Raw genomic sequence first — 14,477 nt, 5'->3', positions numbered from 1 at the left:
GACCCGCGGCCTCACCGACCCGGTCCTTCTTTGTCACTCTCACCTTCAGAGTGCTAACGCCAATGATTAGCACTCGCCCCCGTCGAGTGCAAGGCGCTTCCGCGAAAGCGGGCTCGTTGGGGGGTGGCGGTCGGGTGACGGGGGGCGCAGGGCGCGCCCCGCGAAGCGGGCTCGATGAGGCGTGGCGACCAGGCGGCGGACGGACTCGGGCAGCTCTCGGGGTTACGGGGCGACGGCGGCACGATCCGCAGGTGGGGGCGCCCGCGCTCCGCCGGCCGGCAGGTTCCCGACAGACCGAGGGGCCCGTATCCCTGGTGGGATACGAGCCCCTCGACACGTCGAACAGTTCAGTCGTCGGCGCGCAACTTCAGCCGGCCATGCGGACCATGTCCGCCTGCGGCCCCTTCTGACCCTGCGAGATCTCGAACTCGACCCGCTGACCCTCTTCCAGAGTGCGGTAGCCGTCCATCTGGATGGCGCTGTAGTGGACGAAAACATCCGCACCACCGTCGACCGCGATGAAGCCGTACCCCTTCTCCGCGTTGAACCACTTGACGGTGCCCTGAGCCATGCCTAACTCCCCTATTACTGGCCCTTGCGCAGATCCACACCTCGCGGATCCGGGTCAGACCTCACCCCCCAAGGATTGGGGGCGTGCGCCGGAACGCGTCGACCGCGGCTGAATGTATCTGTCCAACTGCCGTCTGCAACAGGTCAGTCGGACGAGAAATCCGGGCATGGCCGATCGGGAATATACGGAGAATTCGCCCGAATTCAGGGCAAGTCGGGCCTCGCAAACGGAGCGAATGGCGCAAAAGCCCTGCAGACTTTGGCTATTTCTTGCCGGGTGCAGGGCTGGAACTCAATGCGCCCGGCGGAAAGGCCGTGAGCGCGTTCCCCAACTGTACCGTGCTCAATCCCGCAGAATTGCCCCCTCCGCTTCTCTCGCGGAGAGGGCACTGCATCAATGACGCGGCTACCGCGTGATGGGCTCTCCGTGCCCGGCACGGCCGAGAGCCGTGATCACGCGTCCGAGTGCCCGTCAGCCACCGGCGACGGCCGGGATGATGGAGACGCCCACGCCGTCCGGCGTCGCCGTCTGAAGGCCCTGCTCGAAGCGGACGTCGTCGTCGTTCACGTACACGTTGACGAAGCGGCGCAGCGTGCCCTGGTCGTCCAGGACGCGGGCCGAGATCCCGGTGTGGTTCTTCTCCAGGTCGTCGATGACCTCGGCGAGGGTGGCGCCCTGGGCGCTCACCTCGGCCTGGCCGCCGGTGTAGGTGCGCAGGATGGTGGGGATACGGACGGTGACGCTCATGCGGTGTGACCTCCGGTCTGGGCAGGGCTGATGGGCGCAAGATGCGCGCCCGCGAAGCGGGCTCGTTGAGGGGTGGTGGCCGGGTGACGGGTGGGCGCAGGGGCGGTCAGACGAGGCCGGCTTCTTTGAAGGAGTCGAGGTTCGGACGGATCGTCGCGGTCAGTCCGGTACCGGCCACCGCGTCGAGGGTCTTGAGGCCGTCCCCGGTGTTGAGGACGACCGTCGTCTTCGTCGGGTCGAGGACGCCGTTCTCGATGAGCTTGCGCGTCACACCCACCGTCACACCGCCCGCGGTCTCCGCGAAGATGCCCTCGGTGCGGGCGAGCAGCTTGATCGCGTCGACGATCTGCGCGTCCGTCACATCCTCCACCGCGCCGCCCGTGCGGCGCGCGATGTCGAGGACGTACGGGCCGTCCGCGGGGTTGCCGATCGCCAGCGACTTGGCGATCGTGTCCGGCTTCTGCGGCCGCACGACGTCGTGGCCGCCCTTGAACGCGACGGACACCGGCGAGCAGCCCTCGGCCTGCGCACCGAAGATCCGGTACGGCCTGTCTTCGACGAGCCCGAGCCTGATCAGCTCCTGCAGACCCTTGTCGATCTTCGTGAGCTGGGAGCCGGAGGCGACCGGGACCACGATCTGGTCGGGCAGCCACCAGCCCAGCTGCTCGGCGATCTCGTACGCCAGGGTCTTCGACCCCTCCGCGTAGTACGGACGGAGGTTGACGTTGACGAAGCCCCAGCCCTCGCCGGCCGGGTCGCCGATCAGCTCCGAGCAGAAGCGGTTCACATCGTCGTAGGTGCCCTCGATGCCGACCAGGTCGCCCCCGTAGATCGCGGCCATGACGACCTTGCCCTGTTCCAGGTCGTGCGGGATGAAGACGCAGGAGCGCAGACCGGCCCGGGCCGCGGCGGCGCCGACCGCGCCCGCGAGGTTGCCGGTGGAGGAGCAGGAGAGGGTGGTGAAGCCGAAGGCGCGTGCCGCCTCCAGCGCCTGGGCGACGACGCGGTCCTTGAAGGAGTGCGTCGGGTTGCCGGAGTCGTCCTTCACATAGAGCCCGCCGGTGACGCCCAGCTCGCGCGCCAGGTGGTCGGCCTTGACGAGCTTGGTCCAGCCGGGGTTGAGGTTCGGCTTGTCGGCGACGTCCGCCGGGACCGGCAGGAGGGGCGCATAGCGCCAGATGTTCGCGGGGCCCGCCTCGATCCGCTTGCGCAGTTCCTCGGTGTCGTAGCCCGAGAAGTCGTACGCGATCTCCAGCGGGCCGAAGCACTCCTCGCAGGCGAAGACCGGGCCGAGGGGCACACGGTGACCGCACTCGCGGCAGGAGAGGGCTGCGGCAGGCCCGAGATCCACAGGATTGGTGACGCTTGCAACGGTGTGCACAGCCATGACAGGCGAGGCCCTTTCTCCTCATCTTCCTCACGACGCATTTCGCCATGAGACGGATTTGGCACCTTCCCTAGCCGGGAGCCTCGCGTTGAACGACGAGAGCCGACTGGAGGGTTGCCGGGGCTTCACCGGGCCGTTTCCCTCTGCCCCTCTGGATGAGCTGTATGCGGTTGTTTCACTGGTACATGCCGCGGCCCCCCGCCATGGGAGGGTCACCGGCAATGTTCAAGACTGTAACCGAAGGCCGGGAGAGTTGAGATAGTCGTCCGAAGCGCGAGATGGGTCATGCGGACACTTGTTTGAGACACCTTCCCTGACCCCAGTCGTACGAATGTGAGGAGCCGCAGACCGTGCTGGAAGAAGTCGAGCGCTGGCTGAGCACTCGCTCCTGGTCCGTGACCGATCGCCCGCTCGACAGGATCCTGGCCGCGAAACGCGCCTCGGGCTCGTCGGTCAGTGTCGTGCTGCCCGCACTCGACGAGGAGGAGACGGTCGGCGAGATCATCGCCGTCATCCGCCGTGACCTCATGCAGCGGGTTCCGCTGGTCGACGAGGTCGTCGTCGTCGACTCGGGCTCCACGGACCGCACGTCCGAGGTGGCCGCGGCGGCCGGGGCGAGGGTGGTGCACCGCGACACGATCCTGCCGCGCATCCCGGCCGTGCCCGGCAAGGGCGAGGTCCTGTGGCGCTCCCTGCTCGTCACCCGCGGTGACATCATCTGCTTCATCGACGCGGACCTGAAGGAGTTCTCGTCCAACTTCGTCCGCGGGATCGTGGGCCCGCTGCTCACGGACCCGGGCGTGGACCTCGTGAAGGCGATGTACGACCGGCCGCTGACCCTGTCCGGTGAGGACTCCTCGGGCACGACCGCGGCGGGCCAGGGCGGCCGGGTCACCGAGTTGATGGCGCGACCGCTGCTCAACATGCACTGGCCGCTGCTGGCCGGTTTCGTCCAGCCCCTCGGCGGTGAGTACGCGGCCCGCCGCTCCCTGCTGGAGCGGCTCCCCTTCCCGGTGGGGTACGGGGTGGAACTGGGGATGCTGGTCGACGCCCTGCATCTGGTGGGCCTGGACGCCCTCGCCCAGGTCGATGTCGGTGTGCGCAAGCACCGCCATCAGGACGGCCAGGCGCTGGGCCGTATGGCTGCCGCGATCTACCGCACCGCACAGCTCCGCCTGGCCCGCGGTCATTTGATCCGCCCCTCCCTCACCCAGTTCGAACGGGGCGAGGCGGGCTTCGAGCCGCGCACGTACGCGGTGGACACGAAGGAGCGTCCGCCGATGACGGAGATCGAGGAGTACGTGGACCGGAAGGCGGCCTGAGCCTCCCGCCGGTACGGCGCCGCCGCGACGCCCGATACGCCGCACTCGTCCCGGTTCCGCAGACGGCCGAAGCGCGCGTTTGAGCGTTTCAGGGCCGGGCTAGGTTTCGTGGCATGGCTGTCACGCAAGGCGCTCGCATCCTCGTCGCGTCCAACCGCGGCCCGGTCTCGTACGCCCGGACCGAGACCGGGGCGCTCATGGCCAGGCGCGGCGGGGGCGGGCTGGTCTCGGGCCTGTCGGCGATCGGTCCGGACGCGGACGCTGTCTGGGTCTGCTCGGCCCTGGGCGACGGCGACCGCGAGGCCGTGCGCCGCACCGGCGGGGCGCTGGACCCGTCGGAGACGGGCGGGCAGCGCGTCCGGATGCTCGGCATCGACCCGGGGGTGCACGCGGACGCGTACAACGGCATCGCGAACTCGGTGCTGTGGTTCGTGCACCACATGCTGTACCAGACGCCGCTGGAGCCGGTCTTCGACAAGGAGTTCCGGCGGCAGTGGGCGTCGTACGAGGCGTACAACCGGGCGTTCGCCGAGGCGCTGGCCCAGGAGGCGGCCGAGGGCGCGGCGGTCCTGGTCCAGGACTACCACCTCGCCCTGACCCCCCGGATGCTCCGCGGCCTGCGGCCCGACCTGCGGATCGGCCACTTCTCGCACACACCGTGGGCGCCGCCGGAGTACTTCCGGCTGCTGCCGGACGACATCGCGGCGCAGGTGCTCGGCGGGATCCTGGGCGCGGACCGGGCGGCGTTCCTCACCCGGCGGTGGGCGGACGCGTTCACGGACTGCTGCCATGCGGTGCTCGGCCCCGGTATCCCCTCGGGCACGCGCGTCGGTGTCCACGGTCTGGGCGCGGACGCGGACTTCCTGCGGGAGCGGGCGCACCGGCCGGACGTGGACGAGCGGATGGCCGTGCTGCGCAAGCAGATCGGCTCGGCGCCCGATGGAACACCCCGCAGGACGATCGTGCGGGTGGACCGCACGGAACTGTCGAAGAACATCGTGCGAGGGCTGCTGGCGTACGAGGAGTTGCTCCAGTCGCGCCCCGAGTGGCGCGAACGGGTCGTCCATGTCGCCTTCGCCTACCCGTCCCGGCAGGACCTGGCCGTCTACCGTGCGTACACGGCGGAGGTCCGGCGCATCGCGGAGGAGATCAACTCCCGCTACGGGACGCCGGACTGGACCCCCGTGGAACTGCATGTGAAGGACGACTTCGCGCGCTCGCTGGCCGCCTACCGGCTGGCGGACGTGGCCCTGGTCAACCCGATCCGGGACGGCATGAACCTGGTGGCCAAGGAGGTCCCGGTGGTCTCCGACGAGGGCTGTGCGCTGGTGCTGTCGCGGGAGGCGGGGGCGCATGAGGAACTGGGCGACGACGCGGTGACGGTGAACCCGTACGACATCGGGGGCACCGCGGCGGCGCTGCACGAGGCCCTGTCGATGCCCGCGAAGGAGCGCGCCGAGCGTACGAAGGCGCTGGCCGCTCGGGCCACGGCGCTGCCGCCTGGCCGGTGGTTCCTGGATCAGTTGGCCGCGCTGGAGGTTTGAGGGCCGTACGCGGGGCGCGGGCCGGCAGGTTCCCCGCGCCCCTGCCGGGTCGCTCTCAGTCGAGCCGGTGCGCCAAGGTCCTCAGGAAGTGGACGACCCCTGCCGGGCCGTCCACCACCAGGTCCGCCCGCTTCGCCAGTTCGGCGACCTCGTCGCTGCCGCTGCAGACGAGCAGGCCCCGGACGCCGTCGGAGCGCAGCTTGCCGACGGCGGCGAAGGCGGCGAGGTCGCCGAGGTCGTCCCCGGCGTACAGGACCGCTTCGGCACCAATCTCGCGGACGTACTCCAGCAGGGCCGCGCCCTTGTCCATGCCCGGCGGGCGCAGCTCCAGGACGAGGCGGCCGGGTTCGACGATCAGACCGTGGCGGGCGGCGAGTTCGGCGAGGGGTTCACGCAGGCCCTCGAAGGCGGCTTGCGGGTCCTCGGCGCGACGGGTGTGGACGGCGAGCGCGCGCCCCTTCTCCTCGATCCAGGTGCCCCGCCAGGCGCCGATCCCGTCCAGGAAACCGGGCAGTTCGGCACGGACGGCGGCGACTCCGGGATGCGGGGCCGGGGCGGTGACGGTGCCGGTACGTGCGTCCCAGCGTTCTGCCCCGTAGTGCCCGAGAACGACCAGGTGTTCGAGGCCGGGTACGCCCGCGAAGCCGCCCTGGCGGACGGCGACGCCGGCGGGGCGGCCGGTGAGCACCGCGACCGAGGCGACCTTCGGAGCGACGGCCGCGAGGGCGGGGACCGCGTCGGGGTGGGCGCGGGCCTGGTCGGGGTCGGGGACGATCGGGGCGAGTGTCCCGTCGAAGTCGAACGCGAGGACGGCCCGGCCGGGCCGCGCGAGGATGGCGTCGAGACCGTCACGCCCGGCGGGGGTCGCGGGCGTCGGCAAGGAGTCCGTGTGGCTGCCCATGGATCGACAGTAGCGGCGCGGGGGCGAGCGCACCCATGGGCCAGGCGGTTCAGCGTTCCGAGCGGCGGGACTCTCGGATGCGGCGGAGGCGGTTGACGGTGACCGGGGCGTGCGCGAGGGCCCTGGGGTCGTCGAGGAGGGCGTTGAGCAGCTGGAAGTAGCGGACGGGCGCCAGGCCCAGCTGCTCGCGTATGGCACGCTCCTTCGCCCCCGGCCCGGAGAAGGTGCGCCCCTCCAGGGCGAGGATGGCCTTTTCGCGGGGGGTGAGGTCGTCCATGGGGGAACGGTAACCGGCGGGGCCGACACGGCTCCCGGCCGGCCGCAGGCGGTTACGCCGCGCCGTCCGCCATCACGGCCGCCCGCTGCAGCCGGCCCAGGACCTCCGCCGGGCTGCCGTTTGAAATATCCCCATAAGGTCTACACCACATGAGTGGACTAGACCTCTTTCGGGTCGAGGCGCCACACTGTCACCCGTGAGACATGTCATCGCCCTCGACGTGGGCGGCACCGGGATGAAGGCCGCCCTGGTGGGGGCCGAAGGTACTGCGCCCTCCGGGGGGACACCCCCCAGCCCCTCCGTGCTGCACGAGGCGCGCCGGGCGACCGGGCGCGAGCGCGGGCCCGACGCCGTGGTGGAGTCGATCCTCGATTTCGCCGCCGATCTGCGCGCGTACGGCGAGCGGCACCTCGGCGAGCCCGCCGCCGCCGCAGGCGTCGCCGTCCCCGGCATCGTCGACGCCGACCAGGGCGTCGCCGCCTACTCGGCCAACCTCGGCTGGCGCGACGTACCGCTGCGCGATCTGCTCAGCCGCCGGATCGGCGGCGCGCCCGTCGCGCTCGGTCACGATGTGCGCACCGGCGGGCTCGCCGAGGGCCGGATCGGCGCGGGCCGGGGGGCGGACCGCTTCCTGTTCGTGCCCCTGGGCACCGGCATCGCGAGCGCCATCGGCATCGGCGGCCGGGTGGAGGCCGGGGCGCACGGCTTCGCGGGCGAGATCGGTCATGTCGTCGTCCGGCCCGGCGGGCTCCCCTGTCCGTGCGGCCAGCACGGCTGTCTGGAGCGGTACGCGTCCGCGGCGGCCGTCAGCGACGCCTGGGTCGAGGCCTCCGGCGACCCGGAGGCGGATGCGGCCGACTGCGCGAAAGCCGTGGAGTCAGGGGATCCGCGGGCCCGGAAGGTCTGGCAGGACGCCGTGGACGCCCTCGCGGACGGGCTCGTCACCGCGCTCACCCTGTTGGACCCGCGCACGGTGATCATCGGAGGCGGGCTCGCCGAGGCCGGGGACACGTTGTTCACACCGCTGCGGGCTGCCGTGCGGCGGCGCGTCACCTTCCAGCAGCTGCCGTCCGTCGTCCCCGCGGCCCTCGGCGACACGGCCGGCTGCCTGGGCGCGGGACTCCTCGCCTGGGATCTCCTTGACGAAACCGCTGACTCCCCGGAGGTAACCCCCTGATGACCGCTAGCAAGGTTCTCGCCGGCGCCCGGGTGGTGCTGCCCACCGGGATCGTGCACGACGGCCGCGTCGTCGTGGAGGGCGCACGGATCGCCGAGCGCACCTACGAGAACACTGAGATCATCGACGTGACCGGGCACTGGCTGGTCCCCGGCTTCGTCGACATCCACAGCCACGGCGGTGGCGGTGCCTCCTTCTCGGGTACGGTCGACGAGGCTCTGACGGCCCTCCGCACCCACCGGACGCACGGCACCACCACCCTCGTCGCCTCGACCGTCACCGACGACCTGGACGTCCTCGCCCGCCAGGCCGGGCTGCTGTCCGAGCTGGCCGAGCAGGGCGACATCGCCGGCATCCACTTCGAGGGGCCGTTCATCTCGCCGTGCCGCAAGGGCGCGCACTCCGAGAAGCTGCTGCGTCACCCGGATCCGGCAGAGGTACGCAAGCTGATCGACGCGGCCCGCGGCCGGGCGAAGATGGTCACGCTGGCAACCGAACTGCCCGGCGGTGTCGACTCCGTGCGGCTGCTCGCCGAGCACGGCGTGATCGCGGCGATCGGGCACACGGACGCGACGTACGAGCAGACCGTGCAGGCGATCGATGCGGGCGCCACGGTCGCGACCCATCTGTTCAACGCGATGCCGCAGCTCGGCCACCGCGCCCCCGGCCCCGTCGCCGCGCTCCTGGAGGACGAGCGGGTCACGGTCGAGCTGATCGACGACGGCACGCATCTGCACCCGGCCTCGCTGCAGTTGGCGTTCCATCACGCCGGCGCGGAGCGGGTCGCGTTCATCACGGACGCGATGGACGCGGCCGGGATCGGCGACGGCAGGTACATGCTCGGCCCGCTGGAGGTCGAGGTCAGCGAGGGCGTGGCGCGGCTGGTGGAGGGCAGCTCGATCGCGGGGTCGACGCTCACCCTGGACCGCGCGTTCCAGCGGGCCGTCACGGTCGACGGGCTTCCGGTCCAGGACGTCGTCGCCGCGATCTCCGTCAACCCGGCGAAGCTGCTGGGCGTCTACGACCGGGTGGGTTCCCTGGAGCCCGGCAAGGACGCCGATCTGGTGCTGCTGGACGAGCAGTTCGCCCTCAAGGGCGTGATGCGCCGTGGCGAGTGGGTGGTCCATCCGCAACTGAGGTGATTCATCCACTTGTTGATACGGAATGACCGCAGGGGGACTGGGCCGGACGCCGACTCTTTTGGCATGATCGGGCAACCGCACATCGCCGCCGGCGGCAAGCGCGATCCGTATGCGAGGGAGGTCCACCGGGTGATCCTGACGGTCACGCTGAACACCGCTCTCGACATCACCTATCGCGTACGGGTGCTGAGGCCGCACGCCTCGCACCGGGTGACGGAGGTGAGCGAACGGCCCGGAGGCAAGGGTCTGAACGTGGCCCGGGTGCTCGCCGCGCTCGGCCACGAGGTGACCGCCACGGGCTTCGCGGGTGGCGCGACGGGACGCTCCCTCAAGGAGGGGCTCGCGGACGCGCCCGGCATCGTGGACGCGCTCGTACCGGTCGGGGGCGCGGCGCGGCGCACCATCGCGGTGGTCGACGAGACCATCGGTGACACCACCCAGCTCAACGAGCCGGGCCCGGTGATAGCGCCCGCCGAGTGGTCGGCCTTCCTGGAGGCGTACGAGGACCTGGTGCGCTCTGCCACGGCGGTGGCCCTGTGCGGCAGCCTGCCGCCGGGGGTGCCGGTGGGGGCGTACGCCCAACTGGTGCGCTCCGCACGGGCGGCTGGTGTGCCCGTGCTGCTCGACACGAGCGGCGAGCCGCTGCGCCGCGGGGTCGCCGCCCGCCCGGACATCATCAAGCCGAACGCCGACGAGCTGGCCGAACTCACCGGTTCCCACGAGCCGTTGCAGGCCGCTCAAGACGCGCATCGGCGCGGGGCGCACACGGTGGTCGCCTCGCTGGGCGCGGAGGGTCTGCTCGCCGTGAACGCTCAGGGCCGCTGGGGCGCGGTTCCGCCGTGCCGGGTCAGGGGCAACCCGACGGGCGCGGGCGACGCGGTGGTCGCGGGCCTGCTGTCGGGCCTGGTGGAACATCTGCCCTGGCCCGGGCGCCTGGCCCGGGCGGCGGCCCTGTCCGCAGCGACCGTCCTGGCGCCCGTGGCGGGCGAGTTCGACCGCCGGGCGTACGAGGAACTGCTGGAGCGGGTGGCGGTGACGGGCGAGGCGACGGCGGCGTGAACCCGCCGGGGCACCGGCGCTCCCCGGCCCCTGCCGGCTCGACTACTTCGACCAGCCGCTCGTCAGCCACAGCTGGTCGAAGTTGGCGTTGCACTGGTTCCCCTGCTCGCAGGAGATCCGGATCGTGTTGGTGCCCTTGTTGAGCTGGATGTAGTTGAACGAGTTCGTCCAACCCTTCTCCCAGTCGCCCTCGGGCGCGTTCGTCCAGTTCTTGAGGGCAAGGGGATTGGTCTGCGGTGTGCCGTTGATCGCCAGCGTGGCGTTGGCATCGGCCCCGGGCACGCCGTAGTCGGTGTGCAGTGTGTACTTGCCGGTCGAGGGGACGTCCACGGTCCAGGTCATGGCGGCGCCGACCTGGTTGAAACCGCCCACATAGGTCCCGCCGTCGGCCTTGGCGCCCTTGACGTCGGACGCCTCGGCGGCACCGCCCTCCAGTTTCAGCGCCTTCGCGTCGGACTTCGGCAGTTCGGCGGGGTTCGTCGGCTGCTGGGTGGTGGCGGACTGGCCCGGTGAGGCGGTCTGGGAGGTCGTCGGTTCGTCGGACGGCTGGTTGTTGGCCTGGTTGTTCTTGTCGTCCCCGCCGAGCATGGCGACGCTGATGCCGATCACGACCGCGGCCACCACCGCGACCGCGGCGATCAGCAGGACCTTGGTGTTGGGACCCCGGCCGCGTCCGTTGCCGCCCGGACCCATCGGCGCCTGCCGGCTCGGGGGGGCGCCGCCCGGCATGGTCTCGGGTGCCGCGTAGTGCGCGTTCGGCTGACCGTACGCCTGCTGCTGCGGCACCTGGCCGTAGGGGGCCGCCGGGGCCTGCGGCTGGCCGTACTGGCGCTGGCCGACCGCGCGCACCCTGTTGACGGAGCCCGGGTAGCCATAGCCGCCGGTGGGCGGCTGTGCGCCGTTGGCCTGACCGTCGGCGTAGAGGTAGCCGAACGGGTCGTCGTCCTCGGGCGTGCTCGCGCCGTTGTCGCCGGACGTCATCCCTTGGTCTCCTCAACAGGTGCGGGTCCAGATGCATATGTGGCTGAATGGCGAGCCTACCCGCTCCCCGGAGCCCACACAGGTGTTCTTCCCATCACCCGTTCGCTGACCTGCGGTTTACCCCGCACGCCGGTGCTGTTTGGGACGAGATCGTTTCTCTACGTACATCCGTTCGTCAGCCGACTTCAGCACTTCGTCCGCCGTCATGCCGCAATGGGCCCAGCCGATGCCGAAGCTGGCACCGACCCGCATGGCGCGGCCGTCGACCCGGATCGGCTGGATGATCTCGTTCCGCAGGCGCACCGCGAGGTCCTCGGCGTCGGCCTTGCCGAGCCCGTCGGCGAGGACGACGAACTCGTCGCCGCCGAGCCGGGCGACCGTGTCTCCGTCGCGCACACCGCGGCCGAGCCGCCGGGCGACCTCGATGAGGACGGCGTCGCCCGCGTTGTGCCCGAAGCGGTCGTTGATCGACTTGAAGCCGTCGAGGTCGCAGAAGAGCACCGCGAGCCCCTTGGTGCCGTCGTCGGCGCCGGCGTCGGGTGCGACGGCGTGCACATGGTGGTCGAAGGTGTCGTACGGGCCCGTACCGGTGTGGAGGTCGAAGATGTGCCCGCCACTTTCGTGCACCGCCGGATGGCCGGCCGCGTGATCCCCGTAGGCGGCGTCCAGGGAGTCGGCCACGCTCGGCGGCCGGGAGTACGGGCGCTGGCAGAGGCGGGCGGACAGACGGGAGCGCAGCTCGGCGGAGTTGGGCAGGCCGGTGAGGGAGTCGTGGGAGGCGCGGTGGGCGAGCTGCAGCTCGCGGCGCTTGCGTTCCTCGATGTCCTCGACGTGGGTGAGCAGGAAGCGGGGCCCGTCGGCGGCGTCGGCGACGACGGAGTTGCGCAGGGACACCCACACATAGGTGCCGTCCCGGCGCCCGAGCCTGAGTTCGGCCCGCCCGCCCTCCGCGGAGGTCCGCAGGAGCGTGCCGACGTCCTCGGGGTGGACGAGGTCGGCGAACGAGTAGCGGCGCAGGGCGGAGGCCGGCCGGCCGAGCAGCCGGCAGAGCGCGTCGTTGGCCCGCAGGATCCGCCCGTGCTGGTCGCCGCCCATCTCGGCGATGGCCATGCCGGAGGGGGCGTACTCGAAGGCCTGCCGGAAGGACTCCTCGCTGGCGCGCAGGGCCTGCTGCTCCCGCTCCAGCCGGACCAGGGCCCGCTGCATGTTGGCTCTCAGGCGGGCGTTGCTGATGGCGATGGCGGCCTGGAACGCGTACATCTGGAGTGCCTCGCGCCCCCACGCCCCGGGCCGCCGTCCGTTGCGCGGGCGGTCCACGGAGAGGACCCCGATGAGTTCACCGGAGGCACCGCCCGGGACGCTCGGCGTATACATGGGGGCGAAGAGGCGGTCGGAGGGGTGCCACTCGTCCTCGAAGCGGGGACCGGGGCCGTCGGTGTACCACTGCGGCACGTCGTCCTCGTCGAGGACCCAGCCCTCGGTGTGCGGTATGAACCGCAGGTCTCCCCAGGCCTCGCCCATGTTCAGCCGGCGCTCCCAGGAGGCGCGGGAGCCGACGCGGCCGGTGATCAGCGCCTCGGCGGCGGGGTCGCCGGCGAACGCGGCCACGACGAGGTCGCCGTCCGAGCGGACGAGGTTGACGGCCGCGAGCTCGTAGCCGAGGCCGCCCACGACGCCGTCGGCGACGGTCTGCAGCGTGTCCGCCAGACTGCGGGCGGTGTTCATGTCCGCCATCACCTGATGCAGCTGCCGCAGGGTCGCAAGACGGACGTACGGCTCGGACTCGGCCTCCACTCGCCCTCCCCTCGAGGTCTCGCAGCAACTCCAGGGACGTGTCGGCGTTCTACGGTTCTCTCGGTCTGTCTCGGCGCACTACTCGGCGTACTCCCCAGGTAGCGTCATGCAGCGTCCCCGCCACTGAATCACAGCGCGCTGTCCACTAGGTACACAGGGTCAACAAATAACGGCTCCTGTGAGTCAAGTCACAGCGAAGCGTGAACAATTGAGCAGGGATTCCCGTATTTGCCGGTGCGCTCCCCGAAGGCGCGTCAGGGGTTTGAAGACGTGGTGATCATACGCGCCAACTGGTGCACTCGCCGGGCGAGTTGGGCTTACGGCGATTGCCGGGCCCGCCCCGGGCTCCGCCGCTGGTCCTAGGTCGCATATCGGGCCCGGGGCCGATGTGGCGGCCCCGGAGCGGCGACTAGCGTTCTTGCGTGCTCAAGACTCCGCCTGCCCCTTCCGTCCCCGCCGTCCCGCCCACCTCCGGGCATCCTGAGGGGGTGAGCAACGACGAGTTCCGCGCTGCCATGTCCCGGCTGGCCGCGGGCGTGGTCCTGGTGACCGCGCACGAACCCGCGCTGGCCCCGGACGGGCCGAGCGGTGAGGACGTCGGTATGACGGCGACCGCCTTCATGTCGGTGTCCCTGGACCCGCCCCTGGTCCTGGTCAGCCTGCGCGAAGGCTCCCGGATGGACGACCTGCTCGCCGAGCAGCCCCTGTGGGCCGTCTCCATGCTTTCGGAGAGCCAGCGGCACATCGCGGGCCGCTTCGCGATGAAGGGCCGCATCAGCGACCGGCTCCTGTTCGAGGACATCCCGTACGTCCGCGGCGAGACCAGCGGCGCCCTCCTGGTCGGCGGCGCCCTGGCGGCCCTGGAGTGCCGCACGGACCAGCGTGTGCCCGCCGGCGACCACACGCTGGTCATCGGCCGGGTCCTCGCGGCCCGGCTGCCGAGCGCGGACGGCGGACCCCTGCTGTACTTCCGGGGGCGCTACCGGCATCTGGGGTAGGACCCGGCGCGAGCGGAAATTCCGTGGTCCGCCGCGGATCTTCCTGCTTACCGTGCCCGGATGACAACGACAGACCGGACGACAACGACGACCGCCCTTCGCCTCGAAGAAGTCACGCCCGAGAATCTCGACGCCGCGGTCGGCATAAAGGTCCGCCCGGACCAGGAAGTCGCGGTCTCTCCCGTCGTGTACTCCCTGGCCGAGGCGTACACCCATCCCGAAGGCGTCGCCTGGCCGCGCCTGATCGTCGACGACGGACGCCCGGTGGGCTTCCTCATGGCCTTCTTCGACATCGACTGGCGCCGCGACGGCACCGTCTTCCGTTCCGGCTTGTGGCGGCTGAACATCGCGGCGGAGGAGCAGGGCCGGGGGTACGGCCGGTTCGCCGTCGAGTCCGTGGCCGCCGAGATCCGGCGCCGGGGCGGCGAGCACCTCCACGTCACCTGGCACCCCGGGCCGGACGGTCCGGAGAACTTCTATCTCGGGCTCGGCTTCCGGAAGACCGGCGAGATGAGCGGAGACCAGACGGTGGGCGTGCTGGACCTGCGCTAGTGCCGCGGCAGGCAACGTTCGCCCC

General features: G+C 71.3%; 14 protein-coding genes and 1 riboswitch. Of the genes, 7 read left to right on the top strand and 7 right to left on the bottom strand.

Going from position 1 to position 14,477, the window contains the following annotated elements; translation table 11 throughout:
- Positions 1–367: 367 nt before the first annotated feature.
- The 3 genes from BIV24_RS29740 to thrC form a co-directional block, all read right to left on the bottom strand.
- Positions 368–571 carry a cold-shock protein gene (locus BIV24_RS29740; RefSeq protein ID WP_052859305.1) on the bottom strand — a complete coding sequence of 68 codons (204 nt, stop codon included), beginning with the start codon at positions 569–571 and terminating at the stop codon, positions 368–370.
- A gap of 471 nt (positions 572–1,042) precedes the next feature.
- Positions 1,043–1,318 carry a MoaD/ThiS family protein gene (locus BIV24_RS29735; protein ID WP_071369571.1) on the bottom strand — a complete coding sequence of 92 codons (276 nt, stop codon included), beginning with the start codon at positions 1,316–1,318 and terminating at the stop codon, positions 1,043–1,045.
- Between the two features lie 106 nt (positions 1,319–1,424).
- On the bottom strand, positions 1,425–2,705 hold the full coding sequence (gene thrC, locus BIV24_RS29730) for a threonine synthase (RefSeq protein ID WP_071369570.1): 1,281 nt from the start codon (positions 2,703–2,705) through the stop codon (positions 1,425–1,427).
- Positions 2,706–2,723: 18 nt separating this feature from the next.
- Positions 2,724–2,867, bottom strand: a riboswitch (SAM riboswitch).
- 188 nt (positions 2,868–3,055) lie between these two features.
- Between thrC and BIV24_RS29725 the strand changes: the two genes are divergently transcribed.
- Positions 3,056–4,027 (top strand): glucosyl-3-phosphoglycerate synthase, encoded by a 972-nt coding sequence (locus BIV24_RS29725; protein ID WP_071369569.1) that lies wholly within the window; start codon positions 3,056–3,058, stop codon positions 4,025–4,027.
- A 113-nt stretch (positions 4,028–4,140) separates the two neighbouring features.
- Positions 4,141–5,571, top strand: a complete 1,431-nt coding sequence (locus BIV24_RS29720) for an alpha,alpha-trehalose-phosphate synthase (UDP-forming) (protein ID WP_071369568.1) — start codon at positions 4,141–4,143, stop codon at positions 5,569–5,571.
- Positions 5,572–5,626: 55 nt separating this feature from the next.
- Here the strand turns inward: BIV24_RS29720 and otsB are convergent, their stop codons facing one another.
- Together otsB and BIV24_RS29710 are read right to left on the bottom strand one after the other, a co-directional pair.
- Positions 5,627–6,472, bottom strand: a complete 846-nt coding sequence (otsB, locus tag BIV24_RS29715; protein ID WP_071369567.1) for a trehalose-phosphatase — start codon at positions 6,470–6,472, stop codon at positions 5,627–5,629.
- A gap of 49 nt (positions 6,473–6,521) precedes the next feature.
- Entirely contained in the window at positions 6,522–6,749 is a 228-nt protein-coding gene (locus tag BIV24_RS29710) for a DUF3263 domain-containing protein (RefSeq protein ID WP_071369566.1), read from the bottom strand.
- Positions 6,750–6,945: 196 nt separating this feature from the next.
- Between BIV24_RS29710 and BIV24_RS29705 the strand changes: the two genes are divergently transcribed.
- The 3 genes from BIV24_RS29705 to BIV24_RS29695 all read left to right on the top strand — a co-directional run bounded on the left by BIV24_RS29705 (position 6,946) and on the right by BIV24_RS29695 (position 10,127).
- Entirely contained in the window at positions 6,946–7,926 is a 981-nt protein-coding gene (locus tag BIV24_RS29705) for an ROK family protein (protein ID WP_071369565.1), read from the top strand.
- The gene (nagA, locus tag BIV24_RS29700) at positions 7,926–9,068 is read left to right on the top strand and encodes an N-acetylglucosamine-6-phosphate deacetylase (RefSeq protein ID WP_071369564.1); all 1,143 of its coding nucleotides are present in this window, start codon (positions 7,926–7,928) and stop codon (positions 9,066–9,068) included. Before BIV24_RS29705 ends, nagA begins: the two co-directional genes overlap by 1 nt.
- 129 nt (positions 9,069–9,197) lie before the next feature.
- Positions 9,198–10,127 (top strand): 1-phosphofructokinase family hexose kinase, encoded by a 930-nt coding sequence (locus BIV24_RS29695; RefSeq protein ID WP_071369592.1) that lies wholly within the window; start codon positions 9,198–9,200, stop codon positions 10,125–10,127.
- Positions 10,128–10,169: 42 nt separating this feature from the next.
- Here BIV24_RS29695 and BIV24_RS29690 read toward each other — a convergent pair whose 3' ends face one another.
- On the bottom strand, positions 10,170–11,108 hold the full coding sequence (locus BIV24_RS29690; RefSeq protein WP_071369563.1) for a CBM35 domain-containing protein: 939 nt from the start codon (positions 11,106–11,108) through the stop codon (positions 10,170–10,172).
- Positions 11,109–11,225: 117 nt separating this feature from the next.
- The gene (cdgB, locus tag BIV24_RS29685) at positions 11,226–12,902 is read right to left on the bottom strand and encodes a diguanylate cyclase CdgB (protein ID WP_071369562.1); all 1,677 of its coding nucleotides are present in this window, start codon (positions 12,900–12,902) and stop codon (positions 11,226–11,228) included.
- A 422-nt stretch (positions 12,903–13,324) separates the two neighbouring features.
- Here cdgB and BIV24_RS29680 point away from each other — a divergent pair, with 422 nt between their 5' ends.
- Both BIV24_RS29680 and BIV24_RS29675 read left to right on the top strand, forming a co-directional pair.
- Complete coding sequence (locus BIV24_RS29680; RefSeq protein ID WP_079168643.1) at positions 13,325–13,900, top strand: flavin reductase family protein; 576 nt, start codon at positions 13,325–13,327, stop codon at positions 13,898–13,900.
- Between the two features lie 60 nt (positions 13,901–13,960).
- Positions 13,961–14,452: a GNAT family N-acetyltransferase gene (locus BIV24_RS29675; protein WP_071369560.1), complete on the top strand. Its 492-nt coding sequence runs from the start codon at positions 13,961–13,963 to the stop codon at positions 14,450–14,452.
- The last annotated feature ends 25 nt before the right edge of the window (positions 14,453–14,477 follow it).

Origin of the sequence: Streptomyces colonosanans, assembly GCF_001866645.1 — a bacterium.
Lineage (GTDB): Bacteria > Actinomycetota > Actinomycetes > Streptomycetales > Streptomycetaceae > Streptomyces > Streptomyces colonosanans.
The sequence above is the reverse complement of the archived record's forward strand: the minus strand, read 5'-3'. Positions and strand labels throughout refer to the sequence as shown.